The following is a 26,485-nucleotide window of genomic DNA, read 5'->3' on the forward strand; positions in this document are numbered from 1 at the left end:
ATCAAAGTGATAGCAAGAAAAAATCGAAGGGATACCGATGAGTACCGTGGATACGTTCGGCGCCAAGAGCACGCTTGATGTCGCCGGAAACAAGTACGAGATCTTCCGGCTCGACGCTGTGGAGGGCTCCGCGCGCCTGCCCTACAGCCTCAAGATTTTGTTGGAGAACCTCCTGCGCACCGAGGACGGTGCAAACATCACCGCCGACCACATCCGCGCCCTGGCGCAGTGGGAAGCGGATTCCGAACCCAGCACCGAAATTCAGTTCACGCCGGCGCGGGTCCTCATGCAGGATTTCACCGGGGTGCCCTGCGTGGTGGACCTCGCCACCATGAGGGAGGCCGTCAGGGAACTCGGCGGCGATCCGACCCTGGTCAACCCGCTGGCACCGGCTGAGCTTGTAATCGACCATTCCGTCCAGATCGATTTCTTCGGGAATTCCGGCGCACTGGAACGAAACATCGAGATTGAGTACCAGCGCAACGGCGAGCGCTACCAGTTCCTGCGCTGGGGCCAGACGGCGTTCGATGACTTCAAGGTGGTTCCGCCCGGCATGGGCATCGTGCACCAGGTCAACATTGAGCACCTGGCGCGTACGGTGATGACCCGCGAAGTTGAAGCTGATGGAGCACGCGTGCTCCGCGCCTACCCGGACACCTGCGTCGGCACGGACTCCCACACCACCATGGTCAACGGCCTGGGCGTGCTGGGCTGGGGCGTCGGCGGCATCGAAGCCGAGGCGGCCATGCTGGGCCAGCCCGTATCCATGCTGATCCCGCGGGTTGTGGGCTTCAGGCTGACCGGCGGAATCCCGGCCGGCGCCACCGCAACCGACGTGGTCCTGACCATCACCGAGATGCTGCGCAAGCACGGCGTGGTCGGGAAGTTCGTCGAATTCTACGGAGAGGGCGTCGCTGAAGTTCCGCTGGCGAACCGCGCCACCATCGGCAACATGAGCCCCGAATTCGGATCGACCGCCGCGATCTTCCCGATCGATGAGGTCACGCTCGAATACCTGCGCCTCACGGGACGTCCGGAGGAATCGGTAGCGCTGGTGGAGCAGTATGCCAAGGAACAGGGGCTGTGGCACGACCCCTCAGAGGAAGTCACCTACTCCGAGTATCTGGAACTCGACCTGTCCACGGTGGTGCCCTCGATCGCCGGCCCCAAGCGCCCCCAGGACCGCGTGGACCTCACCAGCGCCAAGCGGCAGTTCCGGGCCGACCTCGAAGACTACGTTCACAAGAGCCTCGAGGAAGAAGGCGCAACCGTAAACGAAGCCCTTGAGGAGTCGTTCCCCGCATCGGACCCGCCCGCCTACTCCGAAACCGATACGCACACCAAAGACGCTGAGCACCACACCATCACCGGAACGGAGCCTGATTCGGACCGCGCCAGCAGCCCGGTCGACGTCGTCATGGCTGACGGTCGCTCCTTCGAGCTGGACCATGGCGCCGTGACCATCGCATCGATCACCTCCTGCACCAACACGTCCAACCCGTCCGTCATGATGGCGGCCGCGGTCCTGGCCCGTAACGCGGTTGAGAAGGGTTTGGCGTCAAAGCCCTGGGTCAAGACGTCTGTCGCTCCCGGGTCCAAGATCGTGACCGACTACTACGAGAAGTCCGGGCTCGTCCCCTACCTGGAGAAGCTCGGTTTCTACATCGTCGGTTATGGCTGTACCACCTGTATCGGCAACTCGGGACCGCTCGAGGAGGAGATCTCGCAGGCGATCCATGATGCCGACCTCGCCGTGGCGGCAGTCCTGTCCGGCAACCGCAACTTCGAAGGCCGCATCAACCCGGACATCAAGATGAACTACCTGGCTTCCCCGCCGCTGGTGGTCGCCTATGCACTGGCGGGATCCATGGATTTCGACTTCGAGAACGATCCGTTGGGCCAGGATGAGCGGGACAATGATGTGTTCCTCCGCGACATCTGGCCCAACCCGACGGAGGTTCAGCAGATCATCGACGCCTCCATCGACAAGGAGATGTTCAGGGCCAGCTACGAGACCATTTTCGACGGCGACGAACGCTGGCGGTCGCTGCCCACCCCTGAAGGTGCAACGTTCGAGTGGGACCCGGAATCGACCTACGTACGCAAACCACCATACTTCGACGGCATGCAGACGGAGCCGGCACCGGTCGAGGACATCACCGGTGCCCGGGTGCTGCTGAAGCTCGGGGACTCCGTCACCACGGACCACATTTCCCCCGCCGGGTCGTTCAAATCCGATACTCCCGCCGGCCGGTACCTGCTGGAGCATGGTGTGGACCGGAAGGACTTCAACTCCTACGGCTCCCGCCGTGGCAATCACGAGGTGATGATTCGCGGAACCTTTGCGAATATCCGCATCCGCAACCAGCTGCTCGAAGGCGTTGAGGGCGGGTTCACCCGCGATTTCAGCCAGCCGGATGGTCCCCAGGAAACGGTGTACGACGCCGCCATGAATTACCAGGCAGAAGGCACACCGCTGGTGATTCTCGCCGGTAAGGAGTACGGGTCCGGTTCCTCCCGCGACTGGGCAGCGAAGGGAACCGCCCTGCTGGGCGTCAAGGCCGTTCTTGCCGAGAGCTACGAGCGCATCCACCGCTCCAACCTCATCGGCATGGGCGTATTGCCGCTCCAGTTCCCAACCGGTGAAAATGCCGAATCACTGGGACTGACCGGGACGGAAACCTTTGCGGTATCCGGCGTCACCGCACTGAATGACGGCGCCTCGCCACGGACGGTGACCGTCACGGCAACCCCGGCCGACGGCGGTGAGGAAATTTCCTTCGACGCAGTCCTCCGGATCGACACACCCGGTGAGGCGGCCTACTACCGCAACGGCGGAATCCTCCAATACGTGCTGCGACAGATCGCGTCCAGGTAACCTCTCCGGTCATGTCCCCTTGTAGTGGTCAGCTCCGCACGCGGCGGAGTCCGGGGTGACCCGCCGCGCACCTGGCCTAGGGCCGCAGGGAACTAGGCTGGTAACGCCATGCCCACAGCTCTACGGAGGAGTTCAACTGTGTCCGACCTGACCGACCCGCCGGCTCGCGTCGATGGTGAGGCAATCTTCGGCATCCTGCGCAGCGAAATCCTGGCGGGCGTGCACCCGCCGGGAACCGCACTGCGCGAGGTGGGACTTTCCGAGCGGTTCGGCGTCTCCCGGACACCCATCCGGGAGGCGCTGAGCCGGCTGCAGCATGAGCGTCTTCTCGAGCGGGCGGCAAGGGGGCTGCAGGTCCCCCAGATCGACCCGCAGGAGGTCATCCAGATCTATGACCTTCGGGTCATGCTCGAGGAAGAAGCTGCGGGCCAGGCGGCCCGCAGCCGCGGCATGGCCGATGTGCTGCGGCTCGAGGGTCTTGTGCAGCGGGACCGTGAACTCGATGCGCCGGATGACTCCACCCTTGTGCGGTGCAACCTGGAATTTCATGCGGCTGTTGGATCCGCCGCGCACAACCGGGTTCTGCAGGACCTGCTCGACCGTTTGTCGATGCACCTCATTCACACCCCCAGATCAACACTCTCCGTCGGCAACAGATGGAACGATGCCCTGGACGAGCACGAAGCGCTGGTCCGGGCCATCGCAGACCAGCGCCCGGATGATGCGCGGGCGATCGCACGCAGGCATATGGAAACGGCACGGTCCCTCCGCCTGGAGTTGCTGCGGGACGCCGCCCGCTACGTCTAAGGCGGAAAACACGTCCAGAGCGGAAAGCCGGGCACCGTCACGCAAGGGAGTATGCGGCCGGTCATGGAATGATTGGAGACATGCCGCATACTCCTTCCTCCCGGGTCACCCTTGCGTCCGTATCAATCCACCAGGGTGACAGCCAGGTCCCGATCGCGCTGGGACCCCTCGACGGCAGGTACCGCCCTGCGGTTGCCCCATTGGTCGACTACCTCTCCGAGGCGGCGCTGAACCGGGACCGCGTTCATGTGGAAGTGGAGTGGCTGATTCACCTGACGCGGAACAGTGTCCTCCCCGGAGCGGGCCCGCTCACCCAGGAGCAGGAAGCGTCGCTGCGGGAAATCGTCACCTCCTTCGACGGCAGCGCCGTCAGCGAACTCGCGGAGATCGAGCGGGTCACCGTCCATGACGTGAAGGCCGTCGAGTACTTCATCGGCAGCCGCCTCGAGAGCATCGAAATCAGCCGCCTGAAGCCCCTTGTGCACTTCGGCTGCACGTCCGAGGACATCAACAACCTCTCTTACGCTCTCGGCGTGAAGGGTGCCGTGGAGGACATCTGGCTGCCTGCGGCGTCCGGCCTCGTGGACCAGGTGAAGGCGATGGCCGAAGAGTCCCGCGCGGTCCCGATGCTCTCGCGGACCCACGGCCAGCCCGCCACCCCCACCACCCTGGGCAAGGAGCTCGCCGTCGTCGCGCACCGCCTGGACCGCCAGCTCCAGCGCATCCGCCGTACGGAGTACCTCGGCAAGATCAACGGGGCCACCGGCACCTTCGCGGCGCACGTAGCCTCCGTTCCCGGCGCCGACTGGCAGGGAATTGCACGGAAGTTCGTCGAGGACCTGGGGCTGACGTGGAACCCGCTGACCACCCAGATCGAGTCCCATGACTGGCAGGCCGAGCTGTATGCGGATGTAGCCCGCTTCAACCGGATCCTGCACAACTTCTGCACCGACGTGTGGAGTTACATCTCGATCGGCTACTTCGCCCAGGTACCGGTTGCGGGGGCCACCGGCTCCTCCACCATGCCGCACAAGGTGAACCCCATTCGGTTCGAGAATGCGGAGGCCAACCTCGAGATTTCCTGCTCCCTGCTGGACGTCCTCGCCTCCACCCTGGTCACCTCGCGGTGGCAGCGCGACCTCACCGATTCCTCCTCCCAGCGCAACATCGGAGTGGCGTTCGGGCACTCGCTGCTGGCGATCTCGAACGTCGCCAAAGGCCTTGAACGGCTCGATGTCGCGGAAGCCGTCCTGGCTGCGGACCTTGATACCAACTGGGAAGTCCTCGGCGAGGCCATCCAGATGGTGATGCGCGCCGAAGCGATCGCCGGGACACCGGGCATGGAAGACCCGTATGAGCGGCTCAAGGACCTTACCCGCGGGCACCGCGTTGACGCCGCGAGGATGCGTGAGTTTGTCCTCGGACTGGGACTCTCCGCGGAGGCGCAGGAGCGACTGCTTGCGCTGACGCCGGCGACCTACACGGGCATTGCAGACAGCCTGGTCGACCACCTCCGCTGACCGCCCTCACCGGCCGAAGCTCATTGCGTATCCGGGCAAGGCTGGCGGCGCTTCCGGGCGAGACCGGCGCTTCCGGCGTGAACTAACCGTGCTCCCCGTCTGAAGTGAGCGCCGTCGTCGTCTTCTCACGGCTGTTCCACCGCCGCAGGGCGGGCAGCGGAACCAGTCCGTGGTCCGGCGGCAGGAGCTCGGTTGCCTGGGCAACCTGCGCCGGGGTCAGGCCGCGGGCGAGCGTAATGTGCGGCACCCAGCGGTCAGGGACGCAATTGACGGCAACGTCCGGGACCTCGCAGAGCACCCGGTGTACCCCTCTGTGAAGCTCAAGGAGCGCCTGACTGACGACGCCGAGGCGCGCCAGCACGTGCCCGCGCCCGGTCCGGAAAACAACCAGACCCGCGACGTGGATGGGCAGCGGCAGCGCTCCAGCGAGCGCCGCGAGCGCCCCGTCCATCCCGTCCGGGATGCGGGGCGCAGCCAGAAGCGTGATGTGGGGCCGGTTCGAGGCGGCGGCGTGCCTGGCCTGCGAGGGAAGACCGGCCCGCCTGAGGAACTCCCAATCCCGGCGCAGGAGCTCCTCCGCGGATGCGTCGAGGAGGAGCTCCACACTGTCCATGCTCAGCGCGGGTTCTGCCGGTAGTCCCCCACGCCGAAGGAGCCGTCCTCCTCCACCGTGCCCGACCGCGGATCATACTGCGGCCGCTGATACGCCAGCTCCCCGCCGCTCCGACCGCCGAAAGGCCGTCCGTGATCCGCGTACTCCTCGCGGAAATACGCCAGGCGCCAGTTCCCCAGCTGCACCCGCGCACCGGTCCGCAGGACGGACGGGGCGTCCGGCTGGACGCTGCCCCGGACGGGTCCGTGCGGTATCAGCACATATTCGTCGTCAGCGTTATGCTCCACCGTGGCGTGGACCGGGAGCAGTCCGTCGAGCACCAGGTCGGCCTCCGGCGAGCTGCCGATCACCATTTTCTCGCCGACCAGATTCACCTCGCGCGGAATCTGCCCGTTCCAGGTTTCCGAGTCCTGGACGAAAATCAGCCGGGGCCGGCCGCTGCCCGGGGTGTGGTGCGTGGTGGTGACCTGACGCCGGATGCGCCGGTTCACGGTCGGGACCAGCGGGAACGGGGTCGACGGCGGCAGTAGCCCCGGTCCCGGCCGCCGGCTTCCGCTGCGGATCAGGGGAGCAAGGGCGGCAATCGAACCTGCCCGGATGTGCGGGGACCGCGTCACCAGCCGCTGCGCCACCGAGCTGGACACCTTCCCGATACTGACGAGCGTCCCGGCCGGCCCGGCAAGTGTCACCGTCAGCCCCTTGTCGGCGATGGTCGCCGCAAGTTCACGCACGCTCTCCAGCGAGGGAAGACCACCAAAGCCGGCCGAAGACGGATCATCACACCAGATGGTTACCTCTGTGCCGGCAGCGCTGATGGTTCCGCTCGTCGCCCTGGGTGTGCCGCCGTCGTCGTCATCCGACAGCGAGAAGGCGAGGTCTATGTCCAGGCGTACCCGCTGCGGCGTTTGTGACACTGGTTAGCTCCGGTGCTTGTCGGAACCCGCGGCGTCGTTGTCGCTGGTGGTGACACGCAGGGTTCCGTTGAGCTTCCAGGTGGCGCGGGGCGCATCCGGGCCGATATCCCGCGGGACCTCGACGGTCATGTCGATGAAGCTGTAGTTGACCGCCGCACCCTTGCCGGTCAGGTAGGACCACATTTCCTCGGCGAGGTCCGCCCAGTCGCGGATGTTGTGGCTGCCGGCGGCGGAGGCGTTGGTAGAGGTGTTTTCAGACATGGAGGATTTCCTTGCAGTTATTCGGTTCTGCCCGGCGCCCTCTACCCGCCTGACCTGACGGAACTGAGCCTAACCGCATACCGGGAACATGGGAACCCGTTGCTGCTGCTAGCCGGCCGTCCAGACGTAGAACTTTTCCGGCCTGCCCGCCGCACCGTACTTCGGTACAATCCGCGCGTTGCCCTTCGTGACGAGGTATTCGAGGTATCTGCGCGCGCTGACCCGCGCCAGTCCCAGCTGCGCTGCCACCTCGGAGGCTGAGGACCCCGTGCCTGAGGACCGGAGCGCACCGATGACCGATTCGAGGGTTGGCTGGGAGAGCCCTTTCGGCAGCGACCCGGTGAAAGCCGGCGATGCCGGAGGAGCGGCTTTCCCCGGTCCGGCTGCGAGCAGTCGGTCGATGCGTTCCTGGTCCAGCGGCCCTGCGGAGACGGAGCTGTGCGCCACGATGCTGGCCCGGTGCCGCACGTAGTCGTCCAGCCGCTGCATCAGCACCCTGGAGTTGAAGGGCTTGACGAGGTAGTGCAGCACCCCGCCGGCCATGGCGGCACGGACCGTCTCGAGCTCACGCGCGGCAGTAATCGCGATGATGTCCACCGGATCACCCGGGATGTTTCGCGCCGCGCGAAGCACCTCGATCCCGGACATGTCCGGCAGATGGATGTCGAGCAGCATCAGCTCGGGCTTCAGTTCACGCACCTTCTCCAGTGCCTCACTGCCCGAGTTCGCCACGCCGACGACGGCGAACCCTCCGTGCGCAAGCAGGAACCCGGAGTGGACACCCGCGATCTCCTGATCGTCGTCGACGACCAGCGTTCGGATCAGGTTCACGGAGTCAGCACCCCGCCTGCGCCAGCGGAATGGGCTGCCAGCGCGGACCGCCCTGATGACGACGGCGCCGGGGCTGGACCCAGCGTTACCTCGATATGCGCACCGCCCAGCACGGACTCGCTGACCGTGACCGATCCGGAACGGCGCTCCGCGACCCGCTGCACCAGCGCAAGGCCGAATCCGCGGGACCCGCCGCCTGCCGCATCCTTGGTCGAGAACCCCGAGGTGAATACCCTCTCGCGCACATCCTCGGGGATTCCCGGGCCGTCATCGGAGACCGCAATGGAACATCCGGACGCATCCGAGGTCAGCTGCACATGGATGGTCCCGTTGGAGCCCACGGCGTCCACGGCGTTGTCCACCAGGTTTCCCAGCACCGTGACCGGATCCGTGGTTCCGTCCGCCTCGAAGGTGGACGACTCATCGACGATCAGGCTGATCCCCTTCTCCGCGCAGATGGTGGTTTTCGCCATCAGGAGGCTCGCGGTGTCCGGATCGGTCACGCCGGGGGAAACGTCCCCGGACACAACGGAACCGCCGTGCCCGGACCGGGAGATGAAATCGACGGCCTTGGCGGTCTGGCCCAGTTCCAGCAGGCCCGAGATGACGTGCATCTTGTTCGCAAACTCGTGCGCCTGGCTCCGGAGGGCCTGGGTGACGTCCCGGGCGCCGTCGAGGTCAAGCAGCAGCTGGTGCAGTTCCGTACGGTCGCGCAGGACCAGCACACTGCCTACCCGCCGGCCGTCGACGACGGCGTCACTTGAGCGGGCGAGAAGCACCCGTTCGCCGACAAGGACCGTCTCATCGGCGTCTCCCGCGGAACCGAACATCCGCGCCAGCGACGGTTCCAGAACAGCCGTTGCAGGTTGCCCCTTGACCTCGTCGCTGAGGTCGAGCAGCCGCTTGGCCTCATCATTGAGAACGGCAACACGGCCGCGCTCGTCGATGGCCACCACGCCTTCGCCGATGCCGTGAAGCATTGCGTCGCGGGTCTCGAGCAGCGCGGCGATCTCCTCCGGTTCCAGCCGGTAGATGCGCCGCCAGATCAGCCTCGAAATCCAGATGGAACCGGCGGTACCGGCAAGGGCCGCCGCAACCAGCCAGGCGAGGAGTACGGGCAGGTCTTCCTGCAGGTCGGCAGCCAGCGTGGACTCCAGTGTCCCCACCGACGCCGTGCCGATGATGGAGCCGTCCGCACTCCAGATCGGCACCTTCACCCGCCACGACTCGCCCAGGGTTCCCGTCTGGGTTCCGACGAACGTCTCCCCTGACAGCGGCACCGAGGGATCGGTGGACACCATCCGGCCGATCAGGTCCGGGTTGGGGTGCGAGTAGCGGATGCCGGTCTCGTCGGTGACCACCACGTACGTAACGCCGGTGGCCTGCCTGGTGAGCTCGGCGATGGGCTGGATGACAGCGCTGGGATCTTCGTCGTCGAACGCGTCCACGACGGACGGCAGCTGGGCGACCGACCGGGCTACGCCGACCATGCGGCTCTGGTACGCATCCCGGATCTGCTGCTCCTGCATCCGGACGGCGACGGTACCTGCCACCAGGACAATGACCAGCACGATCAGGAGCTGTAAGAAGAACAGCTGTGATCTAAGCGACATTGTCCGGATCATCCTTTTATTCTCGCACGATCGGGTGTAGGAGCAGGGCTTCGGTGCATGACCATAAAGACCACTACGCACGTTGTGACCGTATGGTTCCCACCGGGATTTTCCCTTCCTACGCTGGACCGGAACGTGTGGTGAGGCGCATCACACTCAAGGAAGGAAAACCCCATGAAGCTCGAAAGCACAATGAAGCGCTTGTCGGCTGTCGGTGCCATCGGCGTCGCATCTGTCTTCGCCCTGTCCGCCTGCGGCGGCGGAAGCACATCCGGCGGAAACGAAGCGGAAGCCGGGATCGACCGGCTCAACATCATCGTCCCCGCCGACCCGGGCGGCGGCTGGGACCAGACCGGCCGCGCCATGCAGAAGGACCTCCAGGAGAACGATCTCGTGGGCAACGCGTCCGTGGTCAACGTCGGCGGCGCCGGCGGCACCAACGGCCTCGCCCAGCTCGCCACCGAACAGAACCCCGACACCCTCATGGTCATGGGCTACGTGATGGTCGGTGCCGTGGAGACCAACGCCGCCGAGAACCGCATCGAGGACACCACCCCGATTGCACGGCTCACCGAAGAGCCGCTCATCGTCGTCGTACCGGCGGATTCGCCGTACCAGACCATCGATGACCTGCTCTCCGCGATCGAGTCCGAGGGCCAGGGCGTCTCCATCACCGGCGGCTCCGCCGGCGGTGCGGACCACATCCTCGCCGGCCAGATGCTCAAGGAAGCCGGCATCAGCCCCGAAAGCCTCAACTACATCCCCTACTCCGGCGGCGGCGAGTCCCTCGCAGCGCTGCTCGGCAACAAGGTGTCCGCAGGAATCTCCGGCGTCGGTGAGTACGCCGAACAGGTGAAGGCCGGCAAGGTACGCGCTCTGGCCGTCTCCGGCGAGGAACCCGCCGCGCAGCTGCCCGACGTACCGACCCTGACCGACGAGGGCATCGACCTGGTGCTCACCAACTGGCGCGGTGTTGTTGCACCGGGCAACATCGACGAGGCCAAGGCCGCCGAGCTCACCGAGCTTGTGACCGAAATGGCCGAGACGGAGTCCTGGAAGACCACCCTCGAAACCAATGCCTGGTCGGATGCCTTCCTTGCCGGCGAGGAATTCGATGCCTTCCTGCAGGAAGACATCGCCGCCGTCAAGACCACGCTGACCGAGATCGGTCTGCTGTAACGGCGATGAGCTCCTCAATCAACGGGGCGCCGGGCGGGAGCGGTACTGCCGCTCCCGCCCGGCCCCTCGGAGAAATGATCTTTGCGGGAATGATCGTGTGCATCGGCGTCGTCGGATTCGTCGCCGGAGCCGGGATCCCCATCCCGCCCTCAGCGGGCGTCGTGGGCCCACGCGTGTTCCCCTTCCTCGTCTCGGGCATCATGGTGGCCATCGGCATCGGACTCCTCATCCAGCTGCTGCGCGGGCACACCGGAGCAGCCGAGGAGGGCGAGGACATTGACCCTAGCGTGAAGACCGACTGGCTGACCGTCGGCAAGCTCGTGGGTTTCCTCGCAATCCACATCGCGCTCATTGTTCCCCTCGGCTGGCCGGTGGCGGCCGCCGTCCTGTTCTTCGGTTCCGCCTGGTCCCTCGGTGCCAAGCCGTGGTGGCGGAACGCGATCATCGCCGTCGTGCTCGCCCTGATCCTCCAATTCGTGTTCGCCGGGCTCCTCGGAGTCTCGCTGCCGCCTGGGTTCCTCCTGGAAGGGGTGGAGATCTTCAATGGATAACTTCCTGGCTCTGCTCGAAGGTTTCAGCGTTGCGATGCAGCCCATGTACCTGCTGTACGCCCTCGGCGGCGTACTGGTGGGCACCGCGGTGGGAGTGCTGCCCGGCATCGGCCCCGCCATGACCGTGGCGCTGCTGATGCCGATCACGTACAGCCTCGACCCGACGGCGGCGATCATCGTCTTCGCGGGCATCTACTACGGCGGCATGTACGGCGGCTCCACAACCTCGATCCTCCTGAACACCCCCGGTGAATCCGCCTCCATTGTCACCGCCCTTGAGGGCAACAAGATGGCGAAGGCCGGCCGGGGCGCAGCTGCGCTTGCGACGGCGGCGATCGGCTCGTTCATCGCCGGTACCGTGGCCACCGTGCTGCTGAGCTTCGTTGCCCCCTTTGTTGCCGAGTTCGCGGTGCAGATCGGGCCCACGGAATACGTGGCGCTGATGATCGTTGCGTTCCTGACCGTCGGCGCCCTGCTCGGAGCGTCGGTGCTGCGCGGGCTGGCCTCGCTCGCGCTGGGTCTGTTCATCGCGCTGATCGGCGTCGACGCGCTCACCGCCCAGCAGCGGTACACCTTCGGCAATCCGTTCCTGGCGGACGGTATCGACGTCGTGCTGGTTGCGGTGGCCCTGTTCGCGGTGGGTGAGGCGCTCTACGTTGCATCCCGACTGCGCCACGGCCCTGTCAAGGTGATCCCCGTGGCCGGCCGCTGGACCAGCTGGATGCGCAAGGAGGACTGGAAGCGTTCCTGGAAGCCCTGGCTCCGCGGAACCTTCATCGGCTTCCCGGTGGGCACCATCCCCGCCGGCGGCGCCGACGTCGCAACCTTCCTGTCCTACGCCTCGGAGCGGAAACTCGCCAAGGGTGAGCGGAAGAAGCAGTTTGGCAAGGGCGCCATCGAAGGCGTCGCAGGCCCCGAATCGGCCAACAATGCGGCCGCAGCCGGCGTCCTGGTCCCACTGCTGACCCTCGGTATCCCGACGACGGCCACCGCAGCGATGATGCTCGTCGCGTTCCAGCGCTACAACATCCAGCCCGGACCCCTGCTGTTCGAGGTCGAGGGTGCGTTGGTGTGGGCGCTCATCGCCAGCCTGTACGTCGGCAACCTGATGCTGCTCGTCCTGAACCTGCCCCTCGTGGGTATCTGGGTGAAGATCCTGCAGATCCCGCGCCCCTACCTGTACTCCGGGATCCTGGTCTTCGCCGCCATGGGTGCGTTCTCGGTGAACTTCACCCCCGTGGACGTCTTCGTTCTGCTGGTGGTGGGCGTGCTCGGGTTCTTCATGCGCCGCTACGGTTACCCGATTGCGCCGATGGTGGTGGGGCTCATCCTCGGGCCGATCTTCGAGGACCAGCTGCGCCGCTCGCTCGCCATTTCCCAGGGCGACCCGGTGGCCCTGGTGAGCACACCGATCGCCGCGACGATCTACGTGATCCTCATCGTCATCTTCGTCCTCTCCTTCTGGCTGAAGAAGCGCCAGCAGGCCATGGAGTCAGAGGTTGTCGAAGAAGCACCCCTGGCCGTTGCTGACCGGAAAGAAGGCTGAACGTGAGTGCTGTTGTACTGGGCTACGTGCCCAACGCGCTGGGCGACGCCGCGGCGAAGGCCGCGGTCGATGAGGCCCACCGGCGCGGAGCGTCACTCGTGGTGGTCAACACCACCCGTGCGGACCGTCTGGTGGACCCGGCCTACGCCGACGACGACGATATGTCCCGCCTGCAGGAAACACTGCAGGGCACCGGGGTGGACTTCACGGTCCATCACGGAACCTCCAGGGACACCGCTGCCGAGGATGTCCTCGACGCCGCGGAACGCAACTCCGCGGAGCTGATTGTCATCGGGCTGCGCCACCGGACGCCGGTGGGCAAGTTGATCATGGGCTCAACGGCCCAGTCGATCCTGCTCGGTGCGCGCTGCAACGTGCTGGCGGTGAAAGCCTGACCCCAGATGTGACCTCATCTGAGACGAGGCCCCCGGCGTGTCCTGACGGATATGCCGGGGGCCTTTCCCGTCCTTGCGGGAAATGGGCGGTCAGACGCTCGCCCGCTCCGCCAGGATCCCGTCGATCTGACCCATTGCCTGCTTCAGCCCTTCCTCCATGCCCATCTCGAGCATCTGCTGGAGTTGTTCGGCACTCTCGAACCGGGATACGACGGTCATCCGCGTCCTGCCGTCTCCGGCCTCCTCCAGGGTGACGACGGCGTGGGTCTCCCCCATCGCCTCCACGTGCCCTCCACTCTCGTCGGCGAACCCGTCGTCGAACTCCAGGCGATGGGGCGCGTCGATGGAGGTGAACTTCCACCAGCCGCGGCTCTTCTCGCCGTCCGGTCCCGTCATGTAGTACCCGGCCGAACCGCCTTCACGGAATTCATGCGTGTCGAATGTGGCCGGCCATGTGGGCGGACCCCACCAGCGCTCGAGCTGGCGCGGATCCTCCCAGATCTGCCACACGCGTTCGACGCCGGCGTCAAACTCCGCGATGACCGTGAGGCTTAGTGCCTCCGGGTCCTTTTCGGTCCTGATTACAGCCATCGTGCTGCCTTCCTGATCTCGGTTTTCAGTCCTCGGAATCCTCGGCGAGGATGTCCGCGATCCGGTCGGCACGCTGCCGCCAGATCTTCTCGTACTCGTCAAGAAGCTGCCGCGCTTTCCTGACCGTTTCCCGGTTGGCCCGCACGATCTGCTCCCTTCCGCGCTTCTCCTTGGTGACGAGCGATGCCTGCTCCAGCACCGCTACATGCTTTTGCACCGCCGCGAAACTCATGGCGTAGGAAGCAGCCAGGGAGGACACCGAATGCTCCCCGCTGATGGCGCGGACAACGATGCTGCGCCGCGTGCTGTCCGCGAGAGCGTGGAACAACCGGTCCACTTCGGATTCCGAAAGCTGATCTACAACCATTTGGTTGTAGATTATTCCTCTCCCGATACCCGCGTCAAGGGTTTTGGCCGGGATAGCTAGAGGACGGTGTAGCGGGTCTGCACCGCGCCGCCCGTGAAAGTCTTTACGTCATCGAGCTGCAAACGGATATCTGCCGGGAGGGCACCGAACAGCGGCTTGCCCTCACCGATCAGAATGGGCACCCGGGTCAGGGTGAGTGTCCGGATCCGGCCGGCCGCAAGGAAGGTGCGTACCGTTCTGCCGCCGTCGACGTACACGCTGCGGGCGCCGTCGTCGTCAAGCATGGCGCAGACGTCCTCGAATGAGGAGGCAATCCGGATGCGCGGGTCATCCGCCTGCAGCGTACTGCTCAGCACGAACACCGGGGTGTCACCGTAGAACCACTCGCCCATCGCCCGGACGACGTCGTAGGTGCTTCTGCCCATCACCAGGTGATCCACCGAGGCCATGAAGTCATCGAAGCCCATATCCTCCGGAGGGTCCGCCCCTGCCGCAGCATCGCCTGTCAGCCAGTCCAGACCATCGTCAGCCCGGGCAATCATGCCATCGACGCTCATCCCGATGAACACATGCCCGGACCACTGCCGCTCAGCCATGGGAGCATCGTAGACCCGCGGTGGCTTTTCCAGGGAGACGCAGTGGCCTCGAACGGCAACTGTGATCCATCGGGGAAGGCAAGCACTCCCTGAAATGGAGTGAGGGTCATCCAGGTACCGTGCTGCTCCCTGCCGAAGAAAATGACCCGCCCATCGACCTCCAGCTGGTCCCCGTCGTCGAATTCGACGTCGGGAGAGCAGCCGTCGGCCATGGCAGCGATCCGGACAGTGTCACCAGGCGCAATGTCGCGGTCGGGGGTCGACTTCAGGACATCCTCAACGTCGAAGCTGTAGGCGCGAGCCGTTGCAGTTGGACCGCCCGGCGGAACCTCGACTTCCCCGTCCCGCCCGGTGACCTCCCCGACGAGCACAAGTCCGGCTTCGTTGTACATATCCTGCGGCGTCTCATACCTGACCCACGAGGCGCAGGCTTGGCCGCCGCCCACCGGCTCACAAGCCGTGAGAAAGAAAGTGCAGCCCAGGATGACCGCTGCCCTCCAGGAGCCCCATTGCATACCGAAACCCTAGACCCGGGCACACGATCGTTGCGGCATGACGGCACATTGATATGGAAGCGTTAGCCGGTAGCCCGCGCACCCTCACGCACAATAAGGTCCACGATGGCGAGGAGGTCCTGCAGCTCGTCGCTGCTCTGGCGCTCGGATCCCGCTCCGGCGAAGAACGCGGCGTCGTAATACAACCCGTCCCCCAGGAGCTTGACGGCGCGCGCCACCGCCCGGCTCCCGAGCTCCGCTTCAAGGGCACCCAGCCACTGCTCCTGAATGAGGACGAAGGTGGCCTGCGCTTTTGGGTGGCCCTGCTGCGCCAATCGGGCCATCGCAACAAGCGCCCGGTCCAGCGGGCTGTTTTCATACATGGAAGTGCGTACGTAGTACCGTGCGGGCCCCTCCGGGTCCGCGGCCATCAGCTCGCGGTCCCGCGCGGAGAGGGCCTCCAGGCGTTCCGCCAGGCCGTCAACCAGCGCCTCCTTGGAACGGAAGTGGTAGAGCAGGCCGCCCTTGGAAACGTCCGCCGCCGCAGCGACTGATTCCATCGTGGCACTCCGCTCACCATCCCTGATGAGGATGCTTTCAAAACTGTCGAGGATCCGTTCGCGGGCACTGGCCATGACGTTCATCATACTGACGCGCACTGGCTTTACTATACCGGCTGGACGGTATACTTTAGTTTCCATGACCCAGTACAGCCCGATCTGCACCAGGACCTCCCTGCCGACCGCCGCATCCCGCGCCGGCCGCCGCGAGTGGTGGGCCCTGGCGGCTCTCATGCTGCCCGTACTGCTGGTCGCAGTGGACAACACGGTGCTCAGTTTCGCCATGCCGGAGATCTCCCTGGCCTTCAACACCAGCGGCACCACGCTGCTGTGGATCATCGACAGCTACCCGCTGGTCCTGGCCGGCCTGCTGGTAGCGATGGGCAGTTTCGGTGACCGGTTCGGCCGGCGCAGGATGCTCATGATCGGTGCCACCGGCTTCGCCGCATTCTCCGTGGCCGCCGCTTTTGCGCCTTCTGCCGAGCTCCTCGTGGCAGCCCGCGTGGGTCTGGGCGTGTTCGGCGCCATGCTGATGCCCTCAACCCTGTCGCTGATCCGGAATATTTTCACCGACCGCGATCAGCGCCGCCTTGCCGTGGCGGTCTGGGCTGCCGGGTTCTCGGCCGGTGCCGCGCTCGGTCCGCTGGTGGGCGGGGCACTCCTGGAACACTTCTGGTGGGGATCGGTCTTCCTGCTCGCTGTCCCCGTCCTGCTGGTTCTCCTCGCGGTCACGCCGCTGCTGGTCCCCGAATCCGCGGACCCGTTTCCGGGCCGCGTGGATTATCCGGGCATTGTCCTGTCCGTGGGCACCATGCTGCCCATAGTTTTTGCGATCAAGACCTTCGCGAAAGGCGGGCCTGCCGCAGTGTCCGCTGCCGCCGTCGTCATCGGTATTGTCGCGGGGGTGCTCTTCACCCGGCGGCAGCTGTCGCGGGAAAACCCGATGCTCGATATGCGGCTTTTCACGGTGCGGCCGTTCACCGGTGCCGTACTGGTGAATCTGCTGGCGATTTTTTCTCTGGTCGGCTTTCTGTACTTTGTCTCCCAGCACCTGCAGCTGGTGCTGGGGCTCAGTCCGCTGGAGGCCGGCGTGGTGCTGGTGCCCGGCCTGCTCATGACGATTGCTGCCGGGCTGGCGGTGGTCCCGCTGGTGCGCCGGGTTCCGCCGCATGTGGTGGTGCCCGCTGCGCTGCTGCTCTCGGCCGGCGCCTACGCGTTTGTTGCGTTGACCAGCCAGGGCGGGTCCATCGGGGCCCTGCTTGCGGCGTTCGTCCTGCTGGGGGCGGGGGTGGGTGCGTCCGAGACGGTGTCCAACGACCTCATCCTGTCCAGCGTCCCTGCGGCCAAGGCGGGCGCGGCATCGGCCATTTCCGAGACTGCCTATGAGGTGGGATCCGTCTTCGGCACGGCGCTCCTGGGGAGTATCCTGCTTGCCTCCTACCAGAAGCACCTCGCCCTGCCCGCCGGGCTCAGCCCGGAGCAAGGCACGACGGCGCGGGAAACGCTGGGCGGCGCAATCAACGTTGCGTCCCGGTTGCCCGCCGACAGCGGTTCCCAGCTTCTGGACTCCGCGTTCCACGCGTTCGACAGCGGTGTGGTTGTCACCTCCGGCATCGGGGCCGGGCTCATGATCGCCGCTGCGGCACTGGCGTACTGGAGCCTGCGCCGCCCGGCTGCCCTCTAACTAAAACGTCCATTGAGCAGGACACGCCGCTTACCCCGGGGGATAAGCGGCGTGTCCTGCCGATTCAACGGGAGGGGGTCAGGCCGTCGGGTCGATGCCTCCGGTGCAGGGCGCTCCCGGCTCCGGCGTCTGCTCACCCTCCACGTACTTGGCAAGGAAGGCCTGCAGCCGCTCATCGTCAGCGGAGTCAAGGCTGAGTTGAATACCCCAGGCGGAAGCAACAATCGGGGACTCGAGGCCCTCGAACGGACTCATGACCACGTACGCTCGGTCTCCCACGAGTTCGGTCAGAGCGTCAATCTCGGCCTGCGGCAGATCAGCCTGGTAGGTGATCCAGACGGCGCCGTGCTCCATCGAGTGGACCGTGTTCTCATTGGGCAGCGGTTCGGTATAGACACCGCAGTTGGTCCAGATGGGGCTGTGATCGCCGCCCACCGGAGGAGTCTGCTCATACTCCACGGGCGCGTCAACGTGATTGGCGGCCAGGTCCTCGAAGGTCTCTACCCCCTCGATGTCCGCGGACGCGAGTTCGTCGATCCGGTTGTTCTCCTGGACCTGCTGCACGATCACGATGGTCACAGCCACGATGATTGCCACAATGACCAGCGCGATTCCGCCGAAAATCAGGGTGTTCCGCTTGCGCTCACCGGCCCGCTGCTGGGACTGGATGGCTGCCAGCCGCGCCTGGCGGTCGGCGTTCTCCTGGGCTCGCTTCTTGTTCAACGCGCTGATTCCTTCTGTTCTCTCAGGGGGTTCGGTTTCTAACTTACCGGGCAATGCACCTACAACTGCGCCAGGAGGTCTTCCATGGCGGTGATTTCCAGCTCCTGGGATGCCGCCATCTTCCGCGCGAGCTCACGCACTTCAGACTCGGCCGCCAGTTCCACGCCGGCCTCGGCCATGTCCACCCCCGCCTTGTGGTGTTCGATCATGAGCTCAAGGAAGAGCCTCTCTGCGTCCTCACCGGTTGCCTCGGAAAGAGCCTGCATTTCCCCGGGCGTGGCCATGCCCGGCATGAGGCCGTCGGCGGGGACGGTGCCGCCACCCTCGTGTGCGTGCCCGCTTCCGGCCATCCATGCCATGCGCTCGGCATCCGAGCTCTGCGGCAGCCCCCAGTCCTGAAGCCAGGCGTACATCTGGCCGATCTGGTGCTGTTGGGTCATGGCGATGTCATACGCGATGGTGCGCAGGACGACGTCGTCCGTTTGTTCACGGATGATGCGTGACATCTCAACGGCCTGGGAATGGTGGACCTGCATGTCCCGTGCAAAGCCTGCGTCGGGACTGTCATTTCCAGGACTCTGCGGAGTCGCCGCCACCCTCCCCGCAGTGAACGCAAGGGCGAACAGGCCGGCCACCGCGACGACACCGAGGATGAGGAGGACGCGTTTCTGCCACGCCTCAAGGTTGAGGGTCATGAGGATTTGCCTTTCGTGTCTCGGTATCTAACGTAGGGCACCCGGCTGAACGTTCCCAACACATACCCCTCGGGGGTACTTGACCCATACCCCCCATGGGTATAGATTGGAACAGCAACCCGGGAGGAACCATGACGCAGACAACCACTGAGGCAGAACACGGCTACACGGCAGACAAGGAGGCCTACCTCCGTCGGCTCAAGCGCATCGAAGGGCAGGTGCGCGGAATCGCGCGGATGGTTGAGGAGGACAAGTACTGTATCGACGTCCTCACCCAGGTCTCCGCGGTCAACAAGGCCCTGCACGCCGTTAGCATCGGGCTCCTCGAGGAGCACATTGCGCACTGTGTTGTCGGTGCTGCGAACGAATCCCAGGCGTCCGGTGACCCCCGGGCAGTCAATGAAAAAGTGCAGGAAGCCTCAGCGGCGATCAGCCGGCTGCTGCGCTGATACACCCCACACAAGGAGAACAATCATGAGCACCACCACCGTCAGCATTTCCGGAATGACCTGCGGCCACTGCGTTGATTCCGTCACCGAGGAGATCTCGGCGATCGACGGCGTCCAGAACGTCACCGTGGACCTGAACAAGGGCGGCATCTCCACCGCAACGGTCACCTCCGAGGGTGACATCGACCCCGGGCAGATCGGCGAGGCAGTCGCCGAAGCCGGCTACGTGGTCGTCTCCAACGACGCGTAACACAACGCCGGCACCAGCCGGCCTGAAAGGACCATCATGACCACCGAACCGGATGTTGCCGAGGCAGCCGCCACCACCAGAACCGTTGAACTGGATATCCAGGGCATGACCTGCGCTTCCTGCGTGGGACGGGTGGAGCGCAAGCTCGGCAAGCTCGACGGCGTGGAGGCGAGTGTGAACCTGCCGCTGGAATCAGCGGTAGTGACGGCTCCGGCGCACATCTCCGACGAGGACATCGTGAACACGGTGAACGCCACGGGCTACACCGCGCAGCTGAAGAAGCCGCAGCACGCGCCGGGGCCTTCCTCCGACGGCGAACCCGCCGCGGACGGGCTGGAAGCCGGTGGACACGAACACATGTCCCACGGCGGAACGGCCACGCAGCTGCGCCCGCGGCTCATCACAGCCGCCGTCCTCACCGTGCCGGTGTTCCTCATTTCCATGATCCCCGCGCTGCAGTTCCCTCACTGGGGCTGGGTGGTTCTGGCACTGAGCACACCGGTAGTCACGTGGTCAGCGTGGTCCTTCCACAAGGCCGCGGCGATCAACGCCCGGCACTACTCCTCCACGATGGACACCCTGGTGTCCATCGGCGTCACCGCCGCGTACCTCTTCTCGCTCGGCCAGCTCCTCGCCGACCCGATGGTGACAGCGCACGTCGGCATGGACATGAGCGCCCACGCGCTCTACTTCGAGGTTGCCGCCGTCGTGGTGACCTTCCTGCTGCTGGGCCGCTACCTGGAAGCCAACGCCAAACAGCGGGCCGGTGACGCGCTGAAGTCCCTCCTCAACCTCGGCGCGAAGGATGCCACGGTGCTCCGCGAGCGCAATGGTGAGCGCGTTGAAGTGAAGGTGCCGGCGTCGTCGTTGGTCCATGGTGACGAGTTCGTGGTTCGCCCGGGCGAGAAGATCGCCACCGACGGTTTTGTTGTGGACGGGCGCAGCGCGGTGGACACCTCCCTCATCACCGGTGAATCCCTTCCGGTGGAGGTGGGTCCGGACAGCACGGTCACGGGAGCCACCATCAACACCTCCGGACGCCTGATCGTCCGCGCAACCCGCGTGGGTAGCGAGACAACGCTTGCGCAGATGGGCCGGCTGGTCAGCCAGGCGCAGAGCGGCAAAGCGCCGATCGCGCGGCTGGCTGACCGCATCAGCGCCGTGTTTGTCCCCGTGGTCCTCGTGATCGCCGTGCTCACGTTCGTGGCGTGGATCGTGTTCAGCGGGGACGTGCAGGCCGCGTTCACCGCCGCCGTCGCGGTGCTGGTCATCGCCTGCCCGTGCGCACTGGGACTTGCGACACCCACGGCCCTACTCACCGGCACCGGGCGGGGCGCCCAGCTGGGCATCCTGATCCGCGGCCCGCAGGTGCTGGAAGATACCCGGACGGTCGACACCATCGTCCTGGACAAGACCGGCACCGTGACCAGCGGGAAGCTGGCGGTGACGGACGTCGTTGTCCTCGGCTCACACGGCCGGGACGAGGTGCTGGCCCTTGCTGCCGCCGTCGAGTCCGCCAGTGAGCACCCGATCGCCCAGGCGATCGCCGCGGCGAGCCCCGGGCACCCCCGGGTCAGCGACTTCACAAGCTCCGCCGGCGGCGGTGTGCGCGGCACGGTGGAGGGTTCCACGGTGCTCGCAGGACGTGCCGGCTGGCTGGAGGAGAACGACGTCGTCATCACCGATGCGCACCGCTCGGCTCTCAGCGCGGCACAGGAGGCCGGTTCCACCGCCATCTGGGTCGCCGTGAACGGGGAGGTCGCTGGGCTGGTCAGCCTGCAGGACACCGTGAAGGAATCCTCGGCTGCCGCCATTGCCCGCCTGAAGGAGTTGGGACTGCGGCCGATGCTGCTCACCGGCGACAACGCCGCCGTTGCGCGGAAGATCGCGGCGGAAGTGGGCATCGCCCCGGAGGATGTCATGGCCGACGTCCTCCCCGAGGGCAAGGTCGACGCCGTGAAGCGGCTCCAGTCCGGCGGCGCCACGGTGGCGATGGCCGGGGACGGCGTGAATGACGCCGCAGCGCTGGCCCAAGCGGACCTCGGCATCGCGATGGGGTCGGGCACCGACGTCGCCATCGAAGCCGCTGACCTCACCGTGATGGGCAACAGCCTCGAGCAGGTAGCCCAGGCGATCGAACTGTCCCGGAAGACGCTCGGCACCATCAAGGCCAACCTGTTCTGGGCGTTCTTCTACAACACGATCGGCATCCCCGTTGCCGCACTCGGCCTGCTGAACCCGATGATCGCTGGTGCGGCCATGGCGGCGAGCTCGGTGCTGGTGGTCGCGAACTCGCTGCGGCTGCGCCGGTTCGGCAAGTAGGGTCCGGCAAGCAGCCTCGGCAGGTACTCCTCGGCTACGTGAGGTCCTCCATGAGCCGGGCCAGGATGTCATTCATCGCGAGCAGGCCCACCAGCTGGTTCCCCTCCACCACCACCAGGCGGCTGAGCTGATACCGGCTCATCAGCGCGGCGGCCTGCCGCACGGAAAGATCCTTGTTGACGGTGATGGAGGGGATGGTGGCGGCGTCGTAGACGTTCAGGAGGTCAACGTCCCCCTCCTCGGCGACCACCGTCTGCAGGAGCTCACGGTAGCTCAGCATCCCGTAGGCGTCGTGCGCGTGCTGCCGCTCGACCACCAGACTCTTCACCTGGCGCTCCTTCATGGCGGTGAGCGCCTCGCGCAGGGTGCTGTAAGGCGAAACGGTCACCACCTCGGGGACCATGACGTCGTTAACGGTAAGCATCGTTCCTCCTCGTAACTGCGCGGTCGGTTTCAGCTGTCATCGTGACGGAGCCGCTCTTCGAACTTGACGACCTGGCGCAGGTCAATCCCAGTCAGGTGCTCAATGGGAATGGCGAACGCAAGGCCAAGGGAGTCTGTGCCGCGGACCAGAATGCCGTGGAGCTCCTTCAGGATGCGGGCCGTCAGGTGGCTCCCGACCACCATCAGCAGCACCGATTGGGTCCCCTCAAAGGTCAGGCCGAAGAAGGTTGTCCTGGTTTCACCCCCGATTCCCTTGCCGTGCAGGATGGTCATCCCCGAGGCCCCGGCCTTCTGGGCGTGCCTGATCACCTTGTCTTCCAGGTCATCGGGCGCAATGACAACAATCGCGGTGAACTTCATGGCTTTTCCTTCCGCAGGCGGGGAAATTGCTCCATCACCATGGCATACACCATGACGGCGATCACAGGGAAGATGGAAGCGTAGGCAATCAATCCGAATCCGTCGATCAGTTCGTTGCGGCCCTCCACTGCCGTAGCCAGCCCAATGCCCAGGGCAGTGACCAGCGGCACGGTGACCTCCGACGTCGTCACTCCACCCAGGTCAAACGCCAGCGGAATAACGTATTTCGGCGCCAGAAACACCAGCAGAAGAGCAACGGCGTACGCGGCCATGATGAAGTAGTGGAACGGCCCGCCCACCAGGATCCGGTAGGTTCCAAACCCGATCCCGAGGGCAACCCCGCACGCCACAATCATCCGGACGGCGAACGCGTTGACCCGGCCGGGCGCCGCTTCCTCCGCCTGTTCGCCGATGGCAAGCAGGGCGGGCTCCGCCATGGTGACCGCGAAACCGATCAGGACCGCGAACAGCAGGATGAGCGCCGGGGCCCCCTGCTCGATCAGCACGCTGCGCCCGCGGAGGGAGTTGGCCAGCCCGAGCCCGATCGCGGCAATGAGGGGGACGCTCACAATGTTGGTGGTCACCCCTCCGGAGTCATACGCCAGGCCGACTATCTCCGGCGGCGCAATGAACGTCAGTCCAAGGGCCGCGGCGTAACCGGCGATCAGGAGCTTGTGGATCGCCCAGCCACGCAGGACGCGCAGTACTCCCACCACAAGCACCAGTCCCACCGATACGGCGATGACAAAGCGGAGCACAACCGCGTTGATCCGCCCCGCACTGACCAGCTGCGCCTGTTCGGCGACCGCAATGACCGCCGGCTCGGCGATGCTGGCGGCAAACCCGATGGCAAAACCGAAAGGCAGCAGCAGTCCCAGCGACCCGCGGCGGACAAACTGGTTGGCCAGGTTCTTGCCCACCGGAAAGATGCTCAGGTCCAGCCCGTGCAGGAACAGCGCAATGCCGACGGCGACAATCGCCAGCCCTCCCAGGAGTGCGAGGGGATTGTCCGGCACCGCCCGGAACACGAACACCTGGAAGATGACCACCACGGCCACAATGGGCACCAGATTGCCCAGCGACTTCAGGAGTTCGGCTGCGAACCTGCTGAGGTGCTCCACTGGACCTCTCCCCGGGTGGATGTGGGAGTGCTCTGATCCTCAGTCTGTCGGTTAGTGCGGAGCGGTGTCCAGACTCTTCAGCGCGTCAGCCGGCTCCGGTGGTGGGAACGGGCTCGACGACGTTCGGCTGGTCAAGGGGATCCGCGGCGTCCGGCATCCGGCGCAGTTCGTCGATACGCACGAGGATCACTCCTCCGACGATGAGTGCTCCACCGAGCAGCTGGATGGCTGAGGGAAGCTCCCGGAGGATCAGCCAGGAGGCGAGGACCGCGAACATGACTTCGGTGAGTCCTACGAAGGACGCCACCTTCGAGCCGAGGCCGCGTGCGGCGAGGATGCCCGTGAAGTACGCGAGCACGGTAGCGATGATGACGAGCACCAGCACTGGTACAAGCCAGTGGGCCTGCCGCCCGGCGAGCGTCACATCCTGGAATGTGAAAGCGAAGGGCATCACCCCTACGAGTCCGAGAACCAGGATGGTGAGGGCGCCGACCATCATCCCGCCGCCGGCCATGATCAGCGGCGGCAGGTCGTCGTCGGCCTTTGCCGACATGACGAAGAACACTGCGAGGCAGACGGCGGCCCCCAGCCCGAACAGCACGCCTACGGGATCCAGGCGTTGGTCACCGGTGAGGTCGAGGACCAGGAGCAGTCCCAGCATGGCGGCCGCTGAGCCGCTGACCGTCAGCCTGCTCGGTGCACGGCGCGAGCGCACCCACAGCCATCCCACAATGAGCACGGGCGCGAGGTACTCCAGCAGCAGGGAGACACCGACAGACATCCGCTGCACGGCGCTGAAGTAGAAGAACTGGCACAGCGCAATGGCGGTGGCTCCATAGATGATCAGCGTCAGGCCGTTCCGCCGGAGAGTGCCCCAGCGGCCGCGGAGCCCGATGATCACCGGCACCGCCAGCACCAGCGCGGCCCCGCCGATCCTGACGCCGACGGCGGCACCCGGGCTCCAGCCGATCTCCAGCAGCGACTTCGCGAAGGGTCCGGAGACGCCGAACGAGGCCGCCGACAGCAGGGCGAACCACAGGCCCGTAACGGTTCCGCTTCTCATGGATCTCCTCGTGACGTCATAACCAAAGTAGGTCTATGGTCATGACGTTAGACCCTGGGTTCGTTATAGGTCAACACGGCTTATGCTCATTACATCCCAGCTGCTGCGGGATCCCTACGGCGGGCGCCGTTGCAGACGCCCGGTCGAGGCCGCGGGGGGTTCAGGCCTTCTGCTTCGCGGCGGCCTTCGCTGCACGCTTGGTGTCCCGCACCTTCGCGAGGGACTCCGGGTCAACGATGTCCGCGACGGACCGGTAACTGCCTTCCTCCCCGTAGGACCCGGCGGATTCGCGCCAGCCCGGTCCGCTGAAGCCGTACCGCTTGCCGAGGAGAGCAAGGAAGATTTTGGCCTTCTGCTCGCCGAAGCCTGGAAGAGCCTTCAGGCGTCGAAGCACCTCAGGGCCATCAGGGCTGTCCCGTGTCCAGATGGCTGAGGCATCGCCGTCCCACTCGTCCACCACGGTGCGGCACAGCGCCTGTGTGCGCCCGGCCATGTTCCCGGGATAGCGGTGCACCGCCGGAGGGGTGCGGCACAGCTCCACGAAGCTGTCGGCGTCGTGGTCTGCGATGGCGCCAGCGTCAAGGCTGCCCAGGCGCTCCCTGATTTTGGCCGGTCCGGCAAAAGCCGTTTCCATGGCAACCTGCTGGTCAAGCAGCATGCCTATCAGGAGAGCGAGGGGGTTCGTGGACAGCAGCTGATCGGCCTCGCTGTCGCCGGTGATGTTTACGTTGGGCGCCATGGGTCCATGCTAGCGACCGGCGGCGGTGTCCGGACCGCCGGCCTCCCGGTCCTCGTCAATGAAGATCTTCAGGAGGGAACCGACGTCGTGGTGTGATTCGGCAGGGTGCCTGAAGGGCCGGTTCCCCTCCACCACATACCGGTTCCTGCGTCCATCCTTGAAGCGGTGGATATAACCGGCTTGCTCAAGGTCCTTCAGGATATGGAGCGTGGCCCGCCGCGTGATGCCTACACGCTGCGCAATTTCTTCCACGAGAAGGTTGGGATCCGCGGCCACTGCCAGCAGCACGTGCCCATGATTGGTCAGAATGGTCCACGAGGGGCGGCCGGCAGCGCCGTCCGCGGCCGATGAGCCTGTTGCATCCACCGACATGGCGCCCCCTTGCTTTCTGTCGTCTCCCACCTGTGTGGTGGCCCCGCTTCCTACGCTACTCCTGCCGCACAGGGCGCCGGATTCGGCGGAATATGCCGCGGCCTATGCGCCGCTGATGCCGAAGAGACCGATGACGAGTGCCATGACAACAAAGGTGACAAGCTCGTGGGCGCTGTTGAGTACGGTGAGCCCGGCAGGCCGGCCCTCAAATGCGTCATGGGTGACAAACCGGGAGGCCGTGAACCCCGCCCACAGGATGACGGCCGTGACGAGGGTGTTGACCAGGAAGTTGCCGCCGTAGAATTCCTGGGCGATCGCGGCGCTTCCCGCCAGCACCCAGGCGCTGATGAAGCTGACCACCAGGGTGATGAGGATCGGCTTGAGCGCGTCCTTCGCCTCGCCGCTGGGGTTCACCTTCGCGGTGCGCATCCAGTAGTTCCCGAATACCCGGGGCGTGTACCAGACGGTGCCGACCAGCATGGTGGAGAGTGTGGCGATGATGACGGCAAGCACATTGATTTCAGGTACAGCCATGGCGCTCTCCTTC

Annotated in this window: 30 protein-coding genes; 11 read left to right on the forward strand and 19 right to left on the reverse strand. The window is 65.6% G+C overall.

Going from position 1 to position 26,485, the window contains the following annotated elements:
- The first annotated feature begins 37 nt into the window (after positions 1-37).
- The 3 genes from BLS52_RS13150 to purB all read left to right on the forward strand — a co-directional run bounded on the left by BLS52_RS13150 (position 38) and on the right by purB (position 5,205).
- A complete protein-coding gene (locus BLS52_RS13150; RefSeq protein ID WP_090587312.1) occupies positions 38-2,878 on the forward strand; it encodes an aconitate hydratase in 2,841 nt (946 codons plus the stop codon).
- Positions 2,879-3,016: 138 nt separating this feature from the next.
- On the forward strand, positions 3,017-3,685 hold the full coding sequence (locus BLS52_RS13155; protein WP_026543948.1) for a GntR family transcriptional regulator: 669 nt from the start codon (positions 3,017-3,019) through the stop codon (positions 3,683-3,685).
- An 80-nt stretch (positions 3,686-3,765) separates the two neighbouring features.
- Complete coding sequence (purB, locus tag BLS52_RS13160) at positions 3,766-5,205, forward strand: adenylosuccinate lyase (protein WP_090587316.1); 1,440 nt, start codon at positions 3,766-3,768, stop codon at positions 5,203-5,205.
- 82 nt (positions 5,206-5,287) lie between these two features.
- Here the strand turns inward: purB and BLS52_RS13165 are convergent, their stop codons facing one another.
- The 5 genes from BLS52_RS13165 to BLS52_RS13185 all read right to left on the reverse strand — a co-directional run bounded on the left by BLS52_RS13165 (position 5,288) and on the right by BLS52_RS13185 (position 9,437).
- Entirely contained in the window at positions 5,288-5,818 is a 531-nt protein-coding gene (locus tag BLS52_RS13165; protein ID WP_090587317.1) for a 2'-5' RNA ligase family protein, read from the reverse strand.
- Between the two features lie 2 nt (positions 5,819-5,820).
- The gene (locus BLS52_RS13170) at positions 5,821-6,732 is read right to left on the reverse strand and encodes an FHA domain-containing protein (protein ID WP_090587319.1); all 912 of its coding nucleotides are present in this window, start codon (positions 6,730-6,732) and stop codon (positions 5,821-5,823) included.
- Between the two features lie 3 nt (positions 6,733-6,735).
- Positions 6,736-6,993 carry a hypothetical protein gene (locus BLS52_RS13175; protein WP_090587321.1) on the reverse strand — a complete coding sequence of 86 codons (258 nt, stop codon included), beginning with the start codon at positions 6,991-6,993 and terminating at the stop codon, positions 6,736-6,738.
- A 108-nt stretch (positions 6,994-7,101) separates the two neighbouring features.
- Positions 7,102-7,824 carry a response regulator gene (locus tag BLS52_RS13180; RefSeq protein ID WP_217636759.1) on the reverse strand — a complete coding sequence of 241 codons (723 nt, stop codon included), beginning with the start codon at positions 7,822-7,824 and terminating at the stop codon, positions 7,102-7,104.
- Positions 7,821-9,437, reverse strand: coding sequence for an ATP-binding protein (locus BLS52_RS13185; protein ID WP_245702864.1), 1,617 nt, complete (start codon positions 9,435-9,437; stop codon positions 7,821-7,823). Before BLS52_RS13185 ends, BLS52_RS13180 begins: the two co-directional genes overlap by 4 nt.
- 174 nt (positions 9,438-9,611) lie before the next feature.
- Between BLS52_RS13185 and BLS52_RS13190 the strand changes: the two genes are divergently transcribed.
- From BLS52_RS13190 to BLS52_RS13205, 4 genes are read left to right on the forward strand one after another with little or no spacing between them, the layout of a single operon-like run.
- Entirely contained in the window at positions 9,612-10,616 is a 1,005-nt protein-coding gene (locus BLS52_RS13190; protein WP_090587325.1) for a Bug family tripartite tricarboxylate transporter substrate binding protein, read from the forward strand.
- A gap of 5 nt (positions 10,617-10,621) precedes the next feature.
- Entirely contained in the window at positions 10,622-11,167 is a 546-nt protein-coding gene (locus tag BLS52_RS13195; protein ID WP_090587327.1) for a tripartite tricarboxylate transporter TctB family protein, read from the forward strand.
- Positions 11,160-12,713, forward strand: coding sequence for a tripartite tricarboxylate transporter permease (locus tag BLS52_RS13200; protein ID WP_090587328.1), 1,554 nt, complete (start codon positions 11,160-11,162; stop codon positions 12,711-12,713). The genes BLS52_RS13195 and BLS52_RS13200 overlap by 8 nt, the downstream gene beginning before the upstream one ends.
- 2 nt (positions 12,714-12,715) lie before the next feature.
- Positions 12,716-13,108, forward strand: coding sequence for a universal stress protein (locus BLS52_RS13205; protein WP_090587330.1), 393 nt, complete (start codon positions 12,716-12,718; stop codon positions 13,106-13,108).
- Positions 13,109-13,198: 90 nt separating this feature from the next.
- On the opposite strand, the gene BLS52_RS13210 is transcribed toward BLS52_RS13205, so the two are convergent.
- The 5 genes from BLS52_RS13210 to BLS52_RS13230 form a co-directional block, all read right to left on the reverse strand.
- The gene (locus tag BLS52_RS13210) at positions 13,199-13,699 is read right to left on the reverse strand and encodes an SRPBCC family protein (RefSeq protein ID WP_090587331.1); all 501 of its coding nucleotides are present in this window, start codon (positions 13,697-13,699) and stop codon (positions 13,199-13,201) included.
- 25 nt (positions 13,700-13,724) lie between these two features.
- Positions 13,725-14,066 (reverse strand): ArsR/SmtB family transcription factor, encoded by a 342-nt coding sequence (locus BLS52_RS13215; RefSeq protein WP_090587332.1) that lies wholly within the window; start codon positions 14,064-14,066, stop codon positions 13,725-13,727.
- 56 nt (positions 14,067-14,122) lie between these two features.
- Entirely contained in the window at positions 14,123-14,662 is a 540-nt protein-coding gene (locus BLS52_RS13220; RefSeq protein WP_090587334.1) for a dihydrofolate reductase family protein, read from the reverse strand.
- Entirely contained in the window at positions 14,620-15,054 is a 435-nt protein-coding gene (locus BLS52_RS13225) for a hypothetical protein (RefSeq protein WP_175460170.1), read from the reverse strand. Before BLS52_RS13225 ends, BLS52_RS13220 begins: the two co-directional genes overlap by 43 nt.
- A 185-nt stretch (positions 15,055-15,239) precedes the next feature.
- Positions 15,240-15,815 carry a TetR/AcrR family transcriptional regulator gene (locus BLS52_RS13230; protein WP_245702865.1) on the reverse strand — a complete coding sequence of 192 codons (576 nt, stop codon included), beginning with the start codon at positions 15,813-15,815 and terminating at the stop codon, positions 15,240-15,242.
- A 40-nt stretch (positions 15,816-15,855) separates the two neighbouring features.
- On the opposite strand from BLS52_RS13230, the gene BLS52_RS13235 reads away from it, so the two are divergent.
- Positions 15,856-17,400: an MFS transporter gene (locus BLS52_RS13235; RefSeq protein WP_090587338.1), complete on the forward strand. Its 1,545-nt coding sequence runs from the start codon at positions 15,856-15,858 to the stop codon at positions 17,398-17,400.
- A gap of 78 nt (positions 17,401-17,478) precedes the next feature.
- Here BLS52_RS13235 and BLS52_RS13240 read toward each other — a convergent pair whose 3' ends face one another.
- Positions 17,479-18,123 (reverse strand): thioredoxin-like domain-containing protein, encoded by a 645-nt coding sequence (locus BLS52_RS13240; RefSeq protein WP_090587339.1) that lies wholly within the window; start codon positions 18,121-18,123, stop codon positions 17,479-17,481.
- Positions 18,124-18,182: 59 nt separating this feature from the next.
- Complete coding sequence (locus tag BLS52_RS13245) at positions 18,183-18,818, reverse strand: DUF305 domain-containing protein (protein ID WP_090587340.1); 636 nt, start codon at positions 18,816-18,818, stop codon at positions 18,183-18,185.
- Positions 18,819-18,949: 131 nt separating this feature from the next.
- Between BLS52_RS13245 and BLS52_RS13250 the strand changes: the two genes are divergently transcribed.
- From BLS52_RS13250 to BLS52_RS13260, 3 genes are read left to right on the forward strand one after another with little or no spacing between them, the layout of a single operon-like run.
- Positions 18,950-19,267 carry a metal-sensitive transcriptional regulator gene (locus BLS52_RS13250; RefSeq protein ID WP_035777656.1) on the forward strand — a complete coding sequence of 106 codons (318 nt, stop codon included), beginning with the start codon at positions 18,950-18,952 and terminating at the stop codon, positions 19,265-19,267.
- A 25-nt stretch (positions 19,268-19,292) separates the two neighbouring features.
- Positions 19,293-19,517, forward strand: coding sequence for a heavy-metal-associated domain-containing protein (locus BLS52_RS13255; protein WP_026543932.1), 225 nt, complete (start codon positions 19,293-19,295; stop codon positions 19,515-19,517).
- Between the two features lie 36 nt (positions 19,518-19,553).
- Positions 19,554-21,839 carry a heavy metal translocating P-type ATPase gene (locus tag BLS52_RS13260; protein ID WP_090587343.1) on the forward strand — a complete coding sequence of 762 codons (2,286 nt, stop codon included), beginning with the start codon at positions 19,554-19,556 and terminating at the stop codon, positions 21,837-21,839.
- Positions 21,840-21,873: 34 nt separating this feature from the next.
- Here BLS52_RS13260 and BLS52_RS13265 read toward each other — a convergent pair whose 3' ends face one another.
- The 7 genes from BLS52_RS13265 to BLS52_RS13295 form a co-directional block, all read right to left on the reverse strand.
- A complete protein-coding gene (locus tag BLS52_RS13265) occupies positions 21,874-22,263 on the reverse strand; it encodes a CBS domain-containing protein (protein WP_090587345.1) in 390 nt (129 codons plus the stop codon).
- A gap of 29 nt (positions 22,264-22,292) precedes the next feature.
- Positions 22,293-22,643, reverse strand: a complete 351-nt coding sequence (locus BLS52_RS13270) for a P-II family nitrogen regulator (RefSeq protein ID WP_090587347.1) — start codon at positions 22,641-22,643, stop codon at positions 22,293-22,295.
- The gene (locus BLS52_RS13275; RefSeq protein ID WP_090587348.1) at positions 22,640-23,764 is read right to left on the reverse strand and encodes a DUF1538 domain-containing protein; all 1,125 of its coding nucleotides are present in this window, start codon (positions 23,762-23,764) and stop codon (positions 22,640-22,642) included. Before BLS52_RS13275 ends, BLS52_RS13270 begins: the two co-directional genes overlap by 4 nt.
- An 85-nt stretch (positions 23,765-23,849) precedes the next feature.
- Positions 23,850-24,827: an EamA family transporter gene (locus BLS52_RS13280; RefSeq protein ID WP_090587350.1), complete on the reverse strand. Its 978-nt coding sequence runs from the start codon at positions 24,825-24,827 to the stop codon at positions 23,850-23,852.
- Positions 24,828-24,987: 160 nt separating this feature from the next.
- Entirely contained in the window at positions 24,988-25,566 is a 579-nt protein-coding gene (locus BLS52_RS13285; RefSeq protein ID WP_090587351.1) for an HhH-GPD-type base excision DNA repair protein, read from the reverse strand.
- 9 nt (positions 25,567-25,575) lie between these two features.
- Positions 25,576-25,938: a helix-turn-helix transcriptional regulator gene (locus BLS52_RS13290; RefSeq protein WP_090587353.1), complete on the reverse strand. Its 363-nt coding sequence runs from the start codon at positions 25,936-25,938 to the stop codon at positions 25,576-25,578.
- Positions 25,939-26,040: 102 nt separating this feature from the next.
- Positions 26,041-26,472, reverse strand: a complete 432-nt coding sequence (locus BLS52_RS13295) for a DUF1761 domain-containing protein (RefSeq protein ID WP_090587355.1) — start codon at positions 26,470-26,472, stop codon at positions 26,041-26,043.
- Positions 26,473-26,485 lie beyond the last annotated feature (13 nt).

The organism is Arthrobacter subterraneus, from assembly GCF_900099735.1.
Classification (GTDB): Bacteria; Actinomycetota; Actinomycetes; order Actinomycetales; family Micrococcaceae; genus Arthrobacter_D; species Arthrobacter_D subterraneus.

Excerpts from the sequence above, each read along its gene's own strand:
- BLS52_RS13265 (WP_090587345.1), bottom strand. The coding sequence starts at position 22,263 with ATGCTTACCGTTAACGACGTCATGGTCCCCGAGGTGGTGACCGTTTCG.
- BLS52_RS13215 (WP_090587332.1), bottom strand. The coding sequence starts at position 14,066 with ATGGTTGTAGATCAGCTTTCGGAATCCGAAGTGGACCGGTTGTTCCAC.
- BLS52_RS13260 (WP_090587343.1), top strand. The coding sequence starts at position 19,554 with ATGACCACCGAACCGGATGTTGCCGAGGCAGCCGCCACCACCAGAACC.
- BLS52_RS13190 (WP_090587325.1), top strand. The coding sequence starts at position 9,612 with ATGAAGCTCGAAAGCACAATGAAGCGCTTGTCGGCTGTCGGTGCCATC.
- BLS52_RS13225 (WP_175460170.1), bottom strand. The coding sequence starts at position 15,054 with ATGTACAACGAAGCCGGACTTGTGCTCGTCGGGGAGGTCACCGGGCGG.
- purB (WP_090587316.1), top strand. The coding sequence starts at position 3,766 with ATGCCGCATACTCCTTCCTCCCGGGTCACCCTTGCGTCCGTATCAATC.
- BLS52_RS13255 (WP_026543932.1), top strand. The coding sequence starts at position 19,293 with ATGAGCACCACCACCGTCAGCATTTCCGGAATGACCTGCGGCCACTGC.
- BLS52_RS13185 (WP_245702864.1), bottom strand. The coding sequence starts at position 9,437 with ATGTCGCTTAGATCACAGCTGTTCTTCTTACAGCTCCTGATCGTGCTG.
- BLS52_RS13295 (WP_090587355.1), bottom strand. The coding sequence starts at position 26,472 with ATGGCTGTACCTGAAATCAATGTGCTTGCCGTCATCATCGCCACACTC.
- BLS52_RS13270 (WP_090587347.1), bottom strand. The coding sequence starts at position 22,643 with ATGAAGTTCACCGCGATTGTTGTCATTGCGCCCGATGACCTGGAAGAC.
- BLS52_RS13280 (WP_090587350.1), bottom strand. The coding sequence starts at position 24,827 with ATGAGAAGCGGAACCGTTACGGGCCTGTGGTTCGCCCTGCTGTCGGCG.
- BLS52_RS13290 (WP_090587353.1), bottom strand. The coding sequence starts at position 25,938 with ATGTCGGTGGATGCAACAGGCTCATCGGCCGCGGACGGCGCTGCCGGC.
- BLS52_RS13175 (WP_090587321.1), bottom strand. The coding sequence starts at position 6,993 with ATGTCTGAAAACACCTCTACCAACGCCTCCGCCGCCGGCAGCCACAAC.
- BLS52_RS13220 (WP_090587334.1), bottom strand. The coding sequence starts at position 14,662 with ATGGCTGAGCGGCAGTGGTCCGGGCATGTGTTCATCGGGATGAGCGTC.
- BLS52_RS13150 (WP_090587312.1), top strand. The coding sequence starts at position 38 with ATGAGTACCGTGGATACGTTCGGCGCCAAGAGCACGCTTGATGTCGCC.
- BLS52_RS13200 (WP_090587328.1), top strand. The coding sequence starts at position 11,160 with ATGGATAACTTCCTGGCTCTGCTCGAAGGTTTCAGCGTTGCGATGCAG.
- BLS52_RS13250 (WP_035777656.1), top strand. The coding sequence starts at position 18,950 with ATGACGCAGACAACCACTGAGGCAGAACACGGCTACACGGCAGACAAG.
- BLS52_RS13210 (WP_090587331.1), bottom strand. The coding sequence starts at position 13,699 with ATGGCTGTAATCAGGACCGAAAAGGACCCGGAGGCACTAAGCCTCACG.
- BLS52_RS13285 (WP_090587351.1), bottom strand. The coding sequence starts at position 25,566 with ATGGCGCCCAACGTAAACATCACCGGCGACAGCGAGGCCGATCAGCTG.
- BLS52_RS13195 (WP_090587327.1), top strand. The coding sequence starts at position 10,622 with ATGAGCTCCTCAATCAACGGGGCGCCGGGCGGGAGCGGTACTGCCGCT.
- BLS52_RS13235 (WP_090587338.1), top strand. The coding sequence starts at position 15,856 with ATGACCCAGTACAGCCCGATCTGCACCAGGACCTCCCTGCCGACCGCC.
- BLS52_RS13165 (WP_090587317.1), bottom strand. The coding sequence starts at position 5,818 with ATGGACAGTGTGGAGCTCCTCCTCGACGCATCCGCGGAGGAGCTCCTG.
- BLS52_RS13245 (WP_090587340.1), bottom strand. The coding sequence starts at position 18,818 with ATGACCCTCAACCTTGAGGCGTGGCAGAAACGCGTCCTCCTCATCCTC.